This window comes from Bradyrhizobium sp. NDS-1 (assembly GCF_032918005.1).
Taxonomy (GTDB): domain Bacteria; phylum Pseudomonadota; class Alphaproteobacteria; order Rhizobiales; family Xanthobacteraceae; genus Bradyrhizobium; species Bradyrhizobium tunisiense.
Genome location: NZ_CP136628.1, coordinates 1,027,116 through 1,041,745 on the forward strand (window position 1 = coordinate 1,027,116; position 14,630 = coordinate 1,041,745).

The window sequence follows — 14,630 nt, forward strand, 5'->3', positions numbered from 1 at the left end:
TCGCGTGCTATAGCTGGCCGCAACAATCGACCCATGAAAACCGGGACTTGCGATGTCAGAACCCCGCCAAACTACGGACTCCGAGACCAATCCGCTGCTGAAGGCCTGGGTAACGCCGTTTGCGACCCCGCCCTTCGACGAGATCGAGCCGGAGCACTTCCTCCCGGCCTTCGAGCAGGCCTTCGCCGACCACTCCGCCGAGATCGCGGCGATCACCAACGATCCCGCCGCGCCCGACTTCGCCAACACCATCACGGCGCTGGAGCGCTCGGGCAAGCTCTTGAGCAAAGTTGCGGCAGTCTTCTACGACCTCGTCTCGGCGCATTCCAACCCGGCCATCCTGGAGATCGACAAAGAGGTTTCCTTGCGGATGGCGCGGCACTGGAATCCGATCATGATGAACGCCGTGCTGTTTGGTCGCATCGCCCAGCTGCATGAGAACCGCGCCAGTCTCGGTCTCACCCCCGAGCAGCTCCGCCTCGTGGAGCGCACCTACACCCGCTTCCATCGCGCCGGCGCCGGCCTCTCCGAGGAGGCCAAGACGCGGATGGCCGAGATCAACGAGAAGCTGGCCCAGCTCGGCACCGGCTTCAGCCATCATCTGCTCGGCGACGAGCAGGACTGGTTCATGGAGCTCGGCGAGGCCGATCGCCAGGGCCTGCCGGAGAGCTTCGTCGCCAGCGCCAAGGCTGCGGCGGAAGAGCGCGGCATGGAAGGCAAGGCCATCGTCACGCTGTCGCGCTCCTCGGTCGAACAGTTCCTGAAGAGCTCGGCCCGGCGCGACCTGCGCGAGAAGGTCTACAAGGCTTTCATTGCGCGGGGCGACAACGGCAATGCCAACGACAACAACGGCACCATCGTCGAGATACTGAAGCTGCGCGAAGAGAGCGCGAACCTCCTGGGCTATCCGACCTACGCCGCCTACCGGCTCGAGGATTCCATGGCCAAGACGCCGGACGCGGTGCGGGGCCTGTTGGAGCGGGTCTGGAAGCCCGCGCGCGCCCGGGCGCTCGCCGACCGCGACGAGATGCAGGCTCTGATCACGGAGGAGGGCGGCAATTTCAGGCTCGCTCCCTGGGACTGGCGCTTCTACGCCGAGAAGCTGCGCCTGCAGCGCGCCAATTTCGACGACGCGGCGATCAAGCCGTATCTTTCGCTCGACCACATGATCGAAGCCGCCTTCGATTGTGCCACGCGCCTGTTCGGGATCACCTTCGAGGAGCGCAAGGACGTTCCGGTCTGGCACCCCGACGTCCGGGTCTGGGAGGTCAAGGGCTCCGACGGCAAGCACAAGGCGCTGTTCTATGGCGACTACTTCGCCCGGCCGTCGAAGCGCTCCGGCGCCTGGATGACCTCGCTGCGCGATCAGCAGAAGCTCGACGGCGACGTCGCCCCGCTCGTCCTCAATATCTGCAATTTTGCCAAGGGAGCCGGCGGCGAGCCTTCGCTGCTGTCGCCTGACGACGCCCGCACCCTGTTCCACGAGTTCGGCCACGGCCTGCACGGCATGCTCTCCAACGTGACCTATCCGTCGCTGTCGGGCACCTCCGTCTTCACCGACTTCGTCGAGCTGCCTTCGCAGCTCTACGAGCACTGGCAGGAGCGGCCCGAGGTGCTGCAGAAGTTCGCCCGTCACTACCAGACCGGCGAGCCGCTGCCGGACGAGCTGTTGCAACGGTTCCTTGCCGCGCGAAAATTCAACCAGGGCTTTGCCACGGTCGAGTTCGTCTCCTCGGCACTGGTGGACCTCGAATTCCACACCCAGCCGGCTTCCGCTGCGCAGGATGTCCGTGCCTTCGAGAGACGCGAGCTGGAGAAGATCGGCATGCCCGAGGAGATCGCGCTGCGTCACCGCCCGACGCAGTTCGGTCACATCTTCACCGGCGACCACTATGCTGCTGGCTATTACAGCTACATGTGGTCGGAGGTGATGGACGCCGACGCCTTCGGCGCGTTCGAGGAGGCCGGTGACATCTTCGATCCGGCGGTGGCCAAACGCCTGCACGACGATATCTACGCGAGCGGCGGATCGGTCGATCCGGAAGCGGCCTATGAGGCCTTCCGCGGCCGCCCGCCCGAGCCGGACGCGCTGCTCCGCCGCCGCGGCCTGCTCGACAACGCCAAGGCAGCCTGATGAATATGCGCCGCCTGTTCGGATGGCTGCTCGCCGCCGCGACGATGCTCACGGCGGGCGCGGCGAGCGCGCATCCCCATGTCTGGATCACCGCGACCAGCGAGCTGCTCTACGCGGCCGACGGCACCGTCACCGGCGTCCGCCATGCATGGACTTTCGACGACATGTTCTCGACCTATGCGGTGCAGGGGCTCGAGAGCAAGACCAAGGGCGCCTATACGCGCGAGGAGCTCGGGCCGCTGGCGCAGACCAATGTCGAGTCGCTGAAGGAATATGCCTACTTCACCTTTGCGCGGGCCGATGGCAAGAAGGAGCGCTTCCAGGAGCCGGTCGACTATTTCCTCGACTACAAGGACACCGTGCTGACGCTGCACTTCACGCTGCCGCTGAAGAACCCCGTCAAGCCCAAGCAACTGGTGCTCGAAGTGTTCGACCGTTCCTTCTTCATCGACTTCAAGATGGCCAAGGACAATCCGGTCAAGCTGGTCGGCGCGCCCGCCGGCTGCCAGACGAAGCTCGAGCGGCCGAATGACGGCACCGCCAGTGCGCAGAAGCTCAACGAGCAGACCTTCCTGAACGGCGAGAACACCAATTTCGGCATGATGTTCGCCAACAAGATCACGGTGGATTGCCCTTGATCGGTCCTCTTCGATCCCCGCTCGCCCGCGGGCTTCTCGCCTGCGCCGTGGTTGTCGTCGTGCTCGGGGTGGCGGACGCCGCGCTTCACGATGTCCTCGCGCAAAATCCCTTTGGCGCGCCGCGTCCGGCGCAGGCGGCCCAGCCCGAGGCGGGCGGCTTGATCGGCTGGCTCCTGGCAAAACAGTCGGAATTCTATCGCCAGATGTCGACGACGATCCGGGCAGCGAAGTCCGACGGGTCGGCAGTGTGGACGCTGCTGTTCATCTCGTTCGCCTACGGCATCTTCCACGCCGCCGGCCCCGGCCACGGCAAGGCGGTGATCGCCTCCTATCTGGTTGCCAACCGCGAGACTGCCCGGCGTGGCATCGCGCTGTCGTTTGCCTCGGCGCTGATGCAGTCGCTGGTAGCGATCCTGATCGTCGGCATTTCGGCGTGGGTGCTGAACGCGACCGCCAAAACCATGTGCAAGGCGGAAGGGGTCATCGAAATCGCGAGCTACGCCTTGATCGCACTGTTCGGGCTGCGCCTCGTCTGGGTCAAGGGCCGCACCTTCATCCGCGCGCTCCAGGCGATCCAGCCGGTGCCGGCAATCGCCGGCGTGCCACATCACCATGATCACGACCATCACCATCATCATGATGCGCATGGTCATCATGACCACGACCACGGTCACGCGCATCACCACCACGTGCACGATCATGTCCATGACGAGCATTGCGGCCATTCCCACGGCCCCACGCCGAGCGAGCTGGCGGGCCCCGGTGGCTGGCGGCGTGGCCTTGCCGCGATCCTCACCGTTGGCATCCGCCCCTGTTCGGGTGCGATCCTGGTGCTGGTGTTCGCGCTCGCCCAGGGCCTGTTCTGGGCCGGTATTGCCGCGACCCTCCTGATGGGGCTCGGCACTGCGATTACGGTCGCGGCGATCGCGGTCGTCGCCGTCTCCGCCAAGGACATCGCCGCTCGCCTCAGCGCGGGGCGGGATGGCGGCGGTGCGCTGTTCATGCGCGGCATCGAGTTCGCGGCCGCGGGTGTCGTGCTGCTGTTCGGCGCGGGCCTGTTGCTGGGCTATATCGCGGCCGAACGGACGACGTGTTTTTGAGTAGTCTTCGCGGCTCGCTGCGCTCAGCTAGGCATGACGCTCGTGCACCTGTTCTGCGAGCGTAGCGAGGCAATCCAGGGTGTCTCCGTGGTGGCAGTCTGGATTGCTTCGTCGCAAGGGCGCCTCGCAATGACGAGCCGAAATGATCTCGGCCGGGGGATCTTATGTCGCGCGAAAATTTCTGGTTCTTTCATCCGTTCCGGGTGCGCTATTCCGAGATCGACGGGCAGGGCGTCGTCTTCAACGCGCATTACCTGACCTATTTCGACACTGCCATCACCGAATATTTCCGTGCGCTCGGCTTCGACCAATATGCCGACGCGCAGGCGAGCGGCATTGATTTCCACGTCGTCAAGTCCGTCATCGAGTACAAGGCGCCGGTCCGCTTCGACTGGGAGCTCGACGTCGGCGTGCGTGTGGCCCGGATCGGCAATTCGAGCCTCGTCTTCGAACTCGCGATCTTCCTGAAAGGCGGCATGGGGGCGCTGGTGACCGGCGAGATCGTCTGGGTCTACACCGACCAGCAGACTCATCGTCCGGTCACGATCCCGGCCTCGATGCGGGGGCTGATCGCGACACGGGAACGTCATCTGGCGCCATGAGGCCGCCTCACACCGGCAGGAACCGCTTCAGTGCCGGCATGAGGAAGATCCCGAGGTTGATCGCAAAGCCGACGGTCCAGAGGATCGAACGCAGCGTTGGGCGGTTGCCGAGATAGGTCAGCACATAGGCGATCCGTACGATCAGGAACAATGCCGCGAGCTCGTCGATCAGCCGCTGCGGCGAATCCCTGTATTCGGCGAGCAGCACCGCGAAGGCGAAGAACGGGAACGTCTCGATGCCGTTCTGGTGCGCGCCGAGCGCGCGCTGCGAGAGCGCGTCCTCATAGAAGGCGGGGTCGCGTGGCCGGGAATTGTCGAAGCGGCGAAACCCGATCCATTTGACCGAGGCGATCGTAGACAGATAGAGCAGCAGCGCTCCAAAGACGCACCATTCCGCCAGTGTCATGAGCCCCTCCCGCTTGGGTGCGACCCTAGCGATGCCGGGCTCACCTTGACAAGTTAGGACCAACGCGCGACCCACAGAGCCATGACCAGTGTCGTCCCCCTCGAGGCCGCGAGACCGGCCGCCCAAGCTGCCTTGCCGCGCGTCGGTGTGGTCCTGATCAATCTCGGAACACCGGATACGGCCGATGCTCCGGGCGTGCGGGTGTATCTCAAGGAGTTCCTCTCGGACGCCCGCGTCATCGAGGACCAGGGTCTGATCTGGAAGCTGGTCCTGAACGGGATCATCCTGCGCAGCCGTCCTCGTACCAAGGCGCTGGATTACCAGAAGATCTGGAACACCGAGAAGAACGAGTCGCCGCTGAAGACCATCACGCGGTCGCAAGCCGAGAAGCTCGCGGTCACCCTTTCGGACAGGGGCCACGTCGTGGTGGACTGGGCGATGCGCTACGGCAATCCCTCGATCAAGTCGGGCATCGACGCCCTGATCGCGAAAGGTTGCGAGCGCATCCTGGCGGTCCCGCTCTATCCGCAATATTCCGCCTCGACCTCGGCGACCGTCTGCGACGAAGTGTTCCGCGTGCTCGCCCAACTGCGCAATCAGCCGACGCTGCGGGTGACGCCGCCCTATTACGAGGACGCGGCCTATATCGAGGCGCTTGCCGTCTCGATCGAGACGCATCTGGCAACGCTGTCCTTCGAGCCTGAGCTGATCGTGGCGTCCTTCCACGGCATGCCGAAATCCTATGTCGACAAGGGCGATCCCTATCAGCAGCACTGCATCGCCACGACCGAGGCACTGCGCCGCCGGCTCGGCATGGACGAGACGAAGCTGCTGCTGACCTTCCAGTCGCGCTTCGGCAATGACGAATGGCTCCAGCCCTACACCGACAAGACCATGGAGCGGCTCGCGAAGGAAGGCCTGCGCCGCATCGCTGTGGTGACGCCGGGCTTTGCCGCCGACTGCCTGGAGACGCTGGAAGAGATCGCGCAGGAGAACGCGGAGATCTTCAAGCACAATGGCGGTGAGCAGTTTTCCGCGATCCCCTGCCTCAACGACAGCGAACCGGGCATGGATGTAATCCGCACCCTGGTGCTGCGTGAGCTTCAGGGCTGGATATAGACCCGTGAACCGCCGCGAACTCCTGACGCTTGGGATGATCGCGGTGTTGCCGTCGAAGGTAGCGGCGCAGCAACCCGAGCGCCGGCTCGGCGTGCTCTCGGTCACGGCTGCCGATGATGCTATCGGCCAGACGCGCAGCATGGTCCTGGTCGAGGCGCTCGCCGGTCACGGCTGGAAGGAGCGCGACAACCTCAAGATCGACTGGCGCAGCGGCGGCGGTGACCGCGCGCGTATCGCGGAGCTCGCCAACGAGTTGATCGCGCTCAAGCCCGACGTTCTGCTTGCGGTCGGCACACCCTCGGTCGAAGAGTTGCGACGGCGCACCGCGACCATCCCGATCGTGTTCGCCGTCGTGACCGATCCCGTCAGCCAGGGCTTTGTCGAAAACCTCGCGCATCCCGGCGGCAACGTCACCGGCTTCACCGATTACGACGGCCCACTGGCCGGCAAATGGCTGGAGATGCTGACGCAGGTCACCCCGCCCGTTCGCCGCGTCTTCGTCGTCTACAATCCCGAGACCGCGCCGTTCGCGCCCCTGATGCTGCGCACGATCGAGGACGCCGCGCGGACTCTTCACGTGGCCGTCGAGCCTGCGCCGGTGAACGACGCGGGCGCGATCGCGGCGCTGGCTACGCGCAGGGACGGCGGCTTCCTGGTTCTGCCTGATTTCTTCACCATGGCCAATCGCACGCAGCTGCTGGCGGCGATCGGCGAGGCTCGTTTGCCGGCGGTGTTCTGGAGCCGTACCTTCGTCGGGGAGGGTGGGCTGATGGCCTACAGCACCGACAGCACCGAGCAGCTGCGCCGCGCTGCGGACTATATCGATCGCATCCTGAAGGGCGCGCGGCCAGCCGACCTGCCGGTGCAGAACCCCACCAGGTTCGAGCTGACGATCAACCTGAAAGCCGCCGAGGCGCTTGGCATCACGCTTCCCGCGGGCTTGCTCGCGATCGCGAACGATGTCATCGAATGAAAGCGTCCGCAGCGGGCCTGCGTGCTTCAAGGGCCTTCCGCACATGCATATCGAGGCCGCTCCCTCTCCGCCCGTCTTATTCCGAATTGCGCCGGTACCGACGTTACTTGCGACCGCTGAACCGGTAAGGTCGTGATCCCGACCAATGACTGCGCGGGAAAAGGGCTTTTCCCGGCTTCTTTCCGCCTTGGAGGAAATATGAGCGGTTTCGGTATTTTCGCGATTGTTCTGGTGGTGCTCGTCATCGTCACGCTGGTGGCCGGCGTGAAGACGGTGCCGCAGGGGTATGACTGGACCATCGAGCGATTCGGCAAATACACCCAGACGCTCAGCCCCGGGCTCAATCTGATCGTACCCTATTTCGACCGGGTCGGACGCAAGATCAACATGATGGAGCAGGTGATCGACATTCCAGAGCAGGAGGTCATCACCAAGGACAACGCCACCGTGACGGTGGACGGCGTCGCCTTCTACCAGGTGTTCGATGCCGCGAAGGCGAGCTATGAGGTCTCAAATCTCAACCAGGGCATCACGGTCCTGACCATGACGAACATCCGCTCGGTGATGGGCTCGATGGATCTCGACCAGGTGCTGTCGCATCGCGACGAGATCAACGAGCGCCTGCTCCGTGTCGTCGACGCGGCGGTCTCGCCCTGGGGCGTCAAGGTCAACCGCATCGAGATCAAGGACATCGTGCCCCCGGCGGACCTCGTCGAAGCGATGGGCCGGCAGATGAAGGCCGAACGCGTCAAGCGTGCCGACATTCTCGCCGCTGAAGGCCAGCGCCAGTCGGAAATCCTGCGCGCCGAAGGCGCCAAGCAGGGCCAGATCCTGCAGGCTGAGGGCCGGAAGGAAGCGGCGTTCCGTGACGCCGAGGCGCGCGAGCGTTCGGCGGAGGCCGAGGCAAAGGCCACCCAGATGGTGAGCGAAGCCATTTCCAAGGGCGACGTCGCCGCGTTGAACTATTTCATCGCCGACAAATATATCAAGGCGTTCGGCCAGTTCGCGGACGCGCCGAACCAGAAGATCATCATGCTGCCGATCGAAGCCACGAGCATGCTCGGTTCGCTCGCCGGCATCGGCGAGATCGCCAAGGCCACGTTCGGCGAGAGCGCGGCCTCTGGCTCTGCCGCTCGCCGCCCCGGCTCAGTGCCGCCGACCGGCAGCACGCCGCCGGCGGTGCCGCCGCGGCAGGGATAATGACCGGCGCATCAGCCTTCGAAAGGGGCTTGCGCCAATGATGGAAGGTCGTGTCATGACCGACATGTTCGTTTCGCTCGGTAGCTGGAACTGGCTGATCTTCGGCTTCATCCTGATGGCGCTGGAGGTGCTGGCGCCGGGCATATTCCTGTTCTGGCTCGGGCTCGCCGCGCTGCTGGTGGGGACGGTCTCGTTCGCCGTTGCCATGTCTTGGCAGATCCAACTCGTGATGTTCGCGGTGTTCGCCGCTGCCGCCGTGCCGGTGTGGCGCCGCCTCGCCCGGCCGAAGCCGGATGCGAGCGCCAGCCCCTTCCTCAACAAGCGCACCGAGGCGCTGCTGGGGCGCGAGTTCACCCTGGAGAAGCCGATCATCGACGGCAGCGGCACCGTGCGCATCGGCGACACGGTGTGGCGTGTGGCCGGGCCCGATACGCCGGCGGGAACGCGGGTGAAGGTGGTGCAGGTGGATGGCGCGAATCTGACCGTGGCGGCTGCGTAGTCTCTTACCCTCCCCTGGAGGGGGAGGGGTGATCGCGCGTAGCGCGAGCGGGGTGGGGTGATCGCTCCCCTCGGGCACTGTTGGATGTTGAGGCACCGCCACCCCACGCCGCTAGGCATTGCACTTCGCTTCATGCGCAGCGACCCTCCCCCTCCAGGGGAGGGGTAACAGAGCGCTACCTCTTCCATTTCTCCGCAAACCGGTGCAGCGGCATGAACGTCTCGCACAGTTCTCGCCCCAGCGGCGTCAGTCCATAACCTCCAGCCTCGCCGAGTTCCACGAATCCCGCTTCGCGCAACTCCGTCAGCCGCGCTTGCAGCACTGTCGGTGAGGCCTCGTCGCAGGCGGTGCGCAATGCGCGGGAGGTGAGGGACTCGCCACGCAATTCCCACAATATTCGCAGGCTCCAACGCCGGCCGAGCAGGTCCAGCAGCGCCATGATCGGTCGTCCGGTGCGGGATCCCCGCGCCGGACGCGTCTTCGTGTGTGTCTGCTTCGACATCGTTGCCCCTTGCGCCGTGCTACAAATAATGTAGCATTGTGCTACGAGAATTGTAGCAATGGAGACGGCTCATGTCCCAATCCACGCAGCGCATCGCCCCGCTCACCCCGCCTTATCCCCCGGAGATCCAGGCGCAGTTCGATCGCATCATGCGCGGCGCGTCGCCGCTGATGCTGTTCCGGGTGATGGCGGGTCACGGCCGCGCCTGGGACAAGTTTCGGGCCGGTGGCCTGCTCGATCCCGGTCCACTGTCGCTCCGCCAGCGCGAGATCGTCATCGACCGCACCTGTGCGCTGAACAAATGCGAATATGAATGGGGCGTGCATGTCGCGATATTTGCCGGGCCGGCGAAGCTCAGCGAGGATGAAGTGCGTGCCACCGTGCGGGGTGATGCGACGTCGTCGTGCTGGTCACCGGGCGAGCAGGCGCTGATCGCGGCCGTGGATGCGCTGCATCACCGCGCGACCTTGGACGATGCCGAATTCGCCGCGCTGTCGGCGCATTACGACGAGGCGCAGATCCTGGAGATCATGTTGCTGTGCGGCTTCTATCGCACGGTGTCGTATCTGGCGAACGGGCTGCGGCTGCCGCTGGAGGAGAACGCGGCAAGATTTCCGGTATAAGTCTTTCCCCGTCATTGCGAGGAGCGCCTTTCCCTCCTCGTCATTCCGGGGCACGCGAAGCGTGAACCCGTGCAGCGTCCACTGAGATAAATGGATTCCGGGCTCGCGCCCAAGCGGGCGCGCCGGAATGACGGCGGAGAGAAACGGGCCCGCTTAAGCCACGCCCGCCCGCAGCAGATCGTGCAGATGCACGATGCCCACCACCTTGCCCGCCTCGGTCACGACGAGCGTCGTGATCTTGCTTGTGTTCAGCACCTCGATCATCTCGGTGGCGAGCATCGAGGGCGGCACCGTTTTCGGCTGCTTCGTCATGATGTCGTCGACCGACGCCGTCAGCAGGTCGGGACGCATGTGGCGGCGCAAATCGCCGTCGGTGATGATGCCTGCGACCTCGTTGGCTTGGTTGACGATGCAGACGCAGCCAAGACCCTTGGCCGACATCTCGACCACGGCTTCCGACATCTTGGTGCCCATGGGTTTGAGCGGGATCTCGGCGCCCGTGCGCATGTAGTCGCGGACGAATTTCAGCATCGCGCCCAGCTTGCCGCCGGGGTGGAAATGCGCGAACTCCAGCGCGGTGAAGCCGCGGCCCTCGAGCAGCGCGATCGCGATGGCGTCGCCGACCGCGACCTGCATCATGGTCGAGGTGGTCGGCGCCAGATTGTGCGGGCAGGCCTCGCGCGCCTTCGGCAGCTCGATCACGATGTCGGCGGCTTGTCCGAGCGAGGACGCTGCGTTCGACGTCACCGCGATCATGGGGATGGCGAAGCGCGCCGAATAGTTCACGACGTTCTTCATCTCCGGCTGCTCGCCGGACCAGGACAGCGCCATGATGACGTCGTCAGTGGTGATCATGCCGAGGTCGCCATGGCCGGCCTCGGCGGCGTGCACGAAGAAGGCGGGCGTGCCGGTCGAGGCCAGCGTCGCGGCGATCTTGCGCCCCATATGGCCTGATTTGCCGAGCCCGGTGACGATGACGCGGCCCTTGGCGTTGCGGATCAGGTCGACCGCTCTGGCAAACGTCTCGCCCAGCGGGCCGCGCAGGGCGGCTGCGAGCGCGTTGATGCCGCCGCTCTCCGTCTCCAGCGTGCGGAGCGCGGATTCGACGCTGTCGGGGATGTGGCCGGATGATGAGGTCATCAGCGGTTTCGAACTCGGCATGCTCTGGTCCAGGGAGGAGGGGGCGTTCGCCCCGGTCAGCGTCTCATTAGCACGCCGCTGCCCGCGAGGCGACGAGCCTGCCCGAAGCCTCAACCGGTCATTAACCATAATTGTTTTAACTCCATTAACGATGGTTCCCGCCAGCCGGTGGGACGATCGTGAAAGTGTTTGATTTCGTTGGAGTTATTCCATCGTGGGGTCGTCTCCAGGCACCGGCCGGAGCAAACGCGTGCTCGTTCTGCGCGCGGCTTTGCCGTGTCTTGTCCCCTGTCTTGCGCTGACGACCCTCGGAAGCCTCCCCGCGGCCGCCCAGAGCCTCACGCCCGATCTGTTCAACCCCAACCGCGGCGGCTTCGCCTCGCCCGAGACGCTGCCGACGCGCCGCACGGCGGGCGTGCCGCAGGCGCCGTCGGATGCGCTCCCAGCGCTGCCCGATCCCAATGCCGATCCGCGCAAGCGCCAGCAAACGCCGGCGACCTCGCGCATCGGTCAGGTCCCGACATATGGATTGCCCGCCGCGAGCGGCGCGAGTAGCTCCGGTTACGACGCCCTCAACCGCAAGCGGCAGCAACCCAAGCTCTATCCTGGCCAGCCGAAGCCGAAGCGCGCGGCCGGTCCCGGCTCGCCGGCGCCGACCACAGCGCCGCCGCCGTCCACGCTCGGCCTGCCGAAGATTGCACCGCCGCCATCTGCATCCGCCAACAAGGCGCCGGTGCCGGCGGCGATGGCGGGCACCGTGCCCGGCCAGCCGCTGCGCCGCCGCCTCAAGGCAGATGACGATCCGTTTGGAGCCGTCGGCGATTACGCCGGCAGCTTTTTGATCAAGGGCGGACTCGAGCTCTCCACCGGCTACGATACCAATCCGACGCGTCTCAACAGGCCGGTCGGATCGCCGGTCTACGTTGTCGCGCCCGATCTTCTGGTGACGTCCGACTGGGAGCGCCACGCGCTGGTCGCCGACCTGCGCGGTTCGTTCTCCGGCTACACCAACGACATGCCGGCGACGATCAACGGTTTTGCCTCGCCTTCGCCGGTCGAGGCCAATCGTCCGGACTTCACCGGCCATGTCGACGGCCGTCTCGACGTCGACCGCGATCTCAAGCTGACCTCGCAGCTGCGCCTGCGCCTCGCCACCGACAACCCCGGCAGCCCGAATGTGCAGGCCGGCCTGCAGAAATATCCAGTGTACGCCGCCTACGGCACCACCGTCGGCTTCGACCAGACCTTCAACCGTTTCCAGGTCGCCGCCGGCGCCACCGTCGATCGCACCGCCTATACGGATTCGAAGCTCACCGACGGCTCGACCTTCAGCAATGACGACCGCAACTTCAACCAGTATGGCGGGATCGGGCGCTTCTCCTACGACCTCAAGCCGGGCCTGAAGCCGTTCGTCGAGGTCCAGGGCGACACCCGCATCCACGACCAGGCCGCCGACCGCAACGGCTATTTCCGCGATTCGAACGGCGGCTACGCCAAGGTCGGCTCATCGTTCGAGTTTTCGCGCATCCTCACCGGCGAAATCTCGGTCGGCTATTCCGCGCGCAACTATACTGACCCGCGCCTCAGCCAGCTTGCAGGCTTCCTGACCACGGGCTCGCTGATCTGGAACGCGAGCGGCCTGACCACGGTGAAATTCTTCACCGACACGCAGATCGCCGAGACCACGATCCCCGGCTCCTCAGGCGTCCTGGTGCGCACCTACTCCGCCGAAGTCGACCACGACTTCCGCCGCTGGCTCACCGCGGTCGGCAAGTTCACCTACGGCACGCTCGACTACCAGGGCCAGAACCGCAATGACAAGACCTACTCGTTCGAGAGCAACCTGATCTACAAGCTCAACCGTAACATCTGGGTCAAGGGCACGCTCCGGCATGACATCCTGGATTCGAGCGTCGCGGGATCGAGCTCGCAGGGGACTGTGGTGATGCTCGGGGTGAGGTTGCAGAATTAGAGTCGCCTGCTGCCGAGCGCATTCAGCGCGATCACGATGCAAGGCGCCGCTCTTTCCGCTGTCATTCCGGGGGGCGCGAAGCGCGAGCTACGGTGCGCAATTGCGCACCTGAGAATCCATTTATCCACCGACCCTGAGGCTCGATGGATTCCGGGCTCGCGCCAAGTGGCGCGCCACGGAATGACCGACTCTACCGCGGCAGATCCGTCTTCCCCATCAGGAACGTATCGATCGACCTTGCACACAGCCGGCCTTCGCGGATCGCCCAGACCACCAGCGACTGGCCGCGGCGCATGTCGCCGGCGGAGAACACGTTCGGGCGCGAGGTCTGGTAGTCGAGCGTGTTGGCCTTGACGTTGCCGCGGGGGTCAAGCTCGACCGAGAGCATCTTGAGCAGGCCCTCGTGCACGGGATGCACGAAACCCATCGCGAGCAGGACGAGCTCGGCATCGAGCTCGAACTCGGTGCCGGCAATCGGCTTGAACTTGTCGTCGACATGCACGCAGTGCAGCTTCTTGACCTGGCCGTTCTCGCCGGAGAACTTCTGGGTCAGCACGGCGTATTCGCGCACCGCGCCCTCGGCCTGGCTGGAGGACGTCCGCATCTTCAGCGGCCAGTTCGGCCACGTGAGGCCCTTGTTCTCGCGCTCGGGCGGGGCCGGCATGATCTCGAGCTGGGTCACCGACAGCGCGCCCTGGCGCAGCGAGGTGCCGATGCAGTCGGATCCGGTGTCGCCGCCGCCGATGACGACGACGTGCTTGCCGCCGGCCAGGATCTCCTGGACGCCGCCGAGCGGCTCGCTGGAGACGCGGCGGTTCTGCTGCGGCAGGAAGTCCATGGCGTAGTGGATGCCGGCGAGGTCGCGGCCGGGGATCGGCAGGTCGCGCGGGGCTTCCGCGCCGCCGGTCAGCGCCACCGCGTCATACTCGTTGAGCATCTCGCGCGGATCGATGTTGCCGTCAGCGCCGACATGGCTGTTGTAGTGGAAGGTGACGCCTTCGCCTTCCATCTGCTTGACGCGGCGGTCGATGACGCCCTTCTCCATCTTGAAGTCGGGGATGCCGTAGCGCAGCAGGCCGCCGGCCTTGGCGAACTTCTCGAACAGATGCACGTCGTGGCCGGCGCGCGCGAGCTGTTGCGCGCAGGCCATGCCGGCCGGGCCCGAGCCGATCACGGCGACCTTCTTGCCAGTCTTGTGGGCTGCAACCTCAGGCTTGAGCCAGCCATTGTCCCAGGCGCGGTCGACGATCGCGCATTCGATGGTCTTGATGGTCACCGGGTTGTCGTCGATGTTGAGCGTGCAGGACGCTTCGCACGGCGCCGGGCAGATGCGGCCGGTGAACTCAGGGAAATTGTTGGTCGAGTGCAGGTTGCGCGAGGCTTCTTCCCAGTCGCCCTGATAGACGAGGTCGTTCCAGTCGGGGATCTGGTTGTTGACCGGGCAGCCGGGCGTGCCGGGCGCGACCGAGCCGGTGCCGTGGCAATAGGGAATGCCGCAGTTCATGCAGCGCGCGGCCTGGTCGCGCACTTCCTTCTCGGTCAAGGGAACGACGAACTCGTTGTAATGCTTCACGCGCTCGGCGACCGGCGTGTACTTGCGGTCGTGCCGTTCGATTTCGAGAAAACCCGTGATCTTGCCCATTAAACCCGAAGTCCCTGCCGCTTGGTCGTTTTGTTTCTTCTCGTCGTTGCGAGGAGCGAAGCGCCGAAGCAATCCGGTGC

General features: G+C 65.2%; 14 protein-coding genes. 10 read left to right on the forward strand and 4 right to left on the reverse strand.

Annotated elements, in window-relative coordinates; genetic code table 11:
* Positions 1 to 52 precede the first annotated feature (52 nt).
* The 4 genes from RX330_RS04825 (at position 53) to RX330_RS04840 (ending at position 4,474) form a co-directional block, all read left to right on the forward strand.
* Positions 53 to 2,134 carry a M3 family metallopeptidase gene (locus RX330_RS04825; protein ID WP_317242239.1) on the forward strand — a complete coding sequence of 694 codons (2,082 nt, stop codon included), beginning with the start codon at positions 53 to 55 and terminating at the stop codon, positions 2,132 to 2,134.
* On the forward strand, positions 2,134 to 2,772 hold the full coding sequence (locus tag RX330_RS04830) for a DUF1007 family protein (protein WP_317242240.1): 639 nt from the start codon (positions 2,134 to 2,136) through the stop codon (positions 2,770 to 2,772). The genes RX330_RS04825 and RX330_RS04830 overlap by 1 nt, the downstream gene beginning before the upstream one ends.
* Positions 2,763 to 3,872, forward strand: coding sequence for a nickel/cobalt transporter (locus RX330_RS04835; RefSeq protein ID WP_317242241.1), 1,110 nt, complete (start codon positions 2,763 to 2,765; stop codon positions 3,870 to 3,872). The genes RX330_RS04830 and RX330_RS04835 overlap by 10 nt, the downstream gene beginning before the upstream one ends.
* Before the next feature lie 164 nt (positions 3,873 to 4,036).
* Entirely contained in the window at positions 4,037 to 4,474 is a 438-nt protein-coding gene (locus RX330_RS04840) for an acyl-CoA thioesterase (RefSeq protein WP_212079949.1), read from the forward strand.
* Positions 4,475 to 4,481: 7 nt separating this feature from the next.
* Here the strand turns inward: RX330_RS04840 and RX330_RS04845 are convergent, their stop codons facing one another.
* The gene (locus tag RX330_RS04845; protein ID WP_212079951.1) at positions 4,482 to 4,880 is read right to left on the reverse strand and encodes an MAPEG family protein; all 399 of its coding nucleotides are present in this window, start codon (positions 4,878 to 4,880) and stop codon (positions 4,482 to 4,484) included.
* Between the two features lie 81 nt (positions 4,881 to 4,961).
* On the opposite strand from RX330_RS04845, the gene hemH reads away from it, so the two are divergent.
* From hemH to RX330_RS04865, 4 genes are all read left to right on the forward strand, one after another.
* Positions 4,962 to 5,999: a ferrochelatase gene (gene hemH / locus RX330_RS04850; RefSeq protein ID WP_317242242.1), complete on the forward strand. Its 1,038-nt coding sequence runs from the start codon at positions 4,962 to 4,964 to the stop codon at positions 5,997 to 5,999.
* Between the two features lie 4 nt (positions 6,000 to 6,003).
* The gene (locus RX330_RS04855; protein WP_212079966.1) at positions 6,004 to 6,972 is read left to right on the forward strand and encodes an ABC transporter substrate-binding protein; all 969 of its coding nucleotides are present in this window, start codon (positions 6,004 to 6,006) and stop codon (positions 6,970 to 6,972) included.
* Between the two features lie 198 nt (positions 6,973 to 7,170).
* The gene (locus tag RX330_RS04860; protein WP_212079967.1) at positions 7,171 to 8,172 is read left to right on the forward strand and encodes an SPFH domain-containing protein; all 1,002 of its coding nucleotides are present in this window, start codon (positions 7,171 to 7,173) and stop codon (positions 8,170 to 8,172) included.
* A 55-nt stretch (positions 8,173 to 8,227) separates the two neighbouring features.
* Positions 8,228 to 8,671, forward strand: coding sequence for an NfeD family protein (locus tag RX330_RS04865; RefSeq protein ID WP_212079968.1), 444 nt, complete (start codon positions 8,228 to 8,230; stop codon positions 8,669 to 8,671).
* Between the two features lie 175 nt (positions 8,672 to 8,846).
* Here the strand turns inward: RX330_RS04865 and RX330_RS04870 are convergent, their stop codons facing one another.
* Entirely contained in the window at positions 8,847 to 9,173 is a 327-nt protein-coding gene (locus tag RX330_RS04870; RefSeq protein ID WP_212079969.1) for a winged helix-turn-helix transcriptional regulator, read from the reverse strand.
* Between the two features lie 71 nt (positions 9,174 to 9,244).
* Here RX330_RS04870 and RX330_RS04875 point away from each other — a divergent pair, with 71 nt between their 5' ends.
* Positions 9,245 to 9,796: a carboxymuconolactone decarboxylase family protein gene (locus tag RX330_RS04875; RefSeq protein WP_317242243.1), complete on the forward strand. Its 552-nt coding sequence runs from the start codon at positions 9,245 to 9,247 to the stop codon at positions 9,794 to 9,796.
* 153 nt (positions 9,797 to 9,949) lie between these two features.
* Here RX330_RS04875 and RX330_RS04880 read toward each other — a convergent pair whose 3' ends face one another.
* Positions 9,950 to 10,957 carry an SIS domain-containing protein gene (locus tag RX330_RS04880; protein ID WP_212079973.1) on the reverse strand — a complete coding sequence of 336 codons (1,008 nt, stop codon included), beginning with the start codon at positions 10,955 to 10,957 and terminating at the stop codon, positions 9,950 to 9,952.
* A 193-nt stretch (positions 10,958 to 11,150) separates the two neighbouring features.
* Between RX330_RS04880 and RX330_RS04885 the strand changes: the two genes are divergently transcribed.
* Positions 11,151 to 12,908 carry an outer membrane beta-barrel protein gene (locus tag RX330_RS04885; RefSeq protein ID WP_317242244.1) on the forward strand — a complete coding sequence of 586 codons (1,758 nt, stop codon included), beginning with the start codon at positions 11,151 to 11,153 and terminating at the stop codon, positions 12,906 to 12,908.
* A gap of 190 nt (positions 12,909 to 13,098) precedes the next feature.
* Here the strand turns inward: RX330_RS04885 and RX330_RS04890 are convergent, their stop codons facing one another.
* Positions 13,099 to 14,550 (reverse strand): glutamate synthase subunit beta, encoded by a 1,452-nt coding sequence (locus RX330_RS04890; RefSeq protein WP_317242245.1) that lies wholly within the window; start codon positions 14,548 to 14,550, stop codon positions 13,099 to 13,101.
* Positions 14,551 to 14,630: the final 80 nt, after the last annotated feature.

Excerpts from the sequence above, each read along its gene's own strand:
- RX330_RS04825 (WP_317242239.1), top strand. The coding sequence starts at position 53 with ATGTCAGAACCCCGCCAAACTACGGACTCCGAGACCAATCCGCTGCTG.
- RX330_RS04830 (WP_317242240.1), top strand. The coding sequence starts at position 2,134 with ATGAATATGCGCCGCCTGTTCGGATGGCTGCTCGCCGCCGCGACGATG.
- RX330_RS04840 (WP_212079949.1), top strand. The coding sequence starts at position 4,037 with ATGTCGCGCGAAAATTTCTGGTTCTTTCATCCGTTCCGGGTGCGCTAT.
- RX330_RS04845 (WP_212079951.1), bottom strand. The coding sequence starts at position 4,880 with ATGACACTGGCGGAATGGTGCGTCTTTGGAGCGCTGCTGCTCTATCTG.
- hemH (WP_317242242.1), top strand. The coding sequence starts at position 4,962 with ATGACCAGTGTCGTCCCCCTCGAGGCCGCGAGACCGGCCGCCCAAGCT.
- RX330_RS04860 (WP_212079967.1), top strand. The coding sequence starts at position 7,171 with ATGAGCGGTTTCGGTATTTTCGCGATTGTTCTGGTGGTGCTCGTCATC.
- RX330_RS04865 (WP_212079968.1), top strand. The coding sequence starts at position 8,228 with ATGACCGACATGTTCGTTTCGCTCGGTAGCTGGAACTGGCTGATCTTC.
- RX330_RS04870 (WP_212079969.1), bottom strand. The coding sequence starts at position 9,173 with ATGTCGAAGCAGACACACACGAAGACGCGTCCGGCGCGGGGATCCCGC.
- RX330_RS04875 (WP_317242243.1), top strand. The coding sequence starts at position 9,245 with ATGTCCCAATCCACGCAGCGCATCGCCCCGCTCACCCCGCCTTATCCC.
- RX330_RS04880 (WP_212079973.1), bottom strand. The coding sequence starts at position 10,957 with ATGCCGAGTTCGAAACCGCTGATGACCTCATCATCCGGCCACATCCCC.
- RX330_RS04890 (WP_317242245.1), bottom strand. The coding sequence starts at position 14,550 with ATGGGCAAGATCACGGGTTTTCTCGAAATCGAACGGCACGACCGCAAG.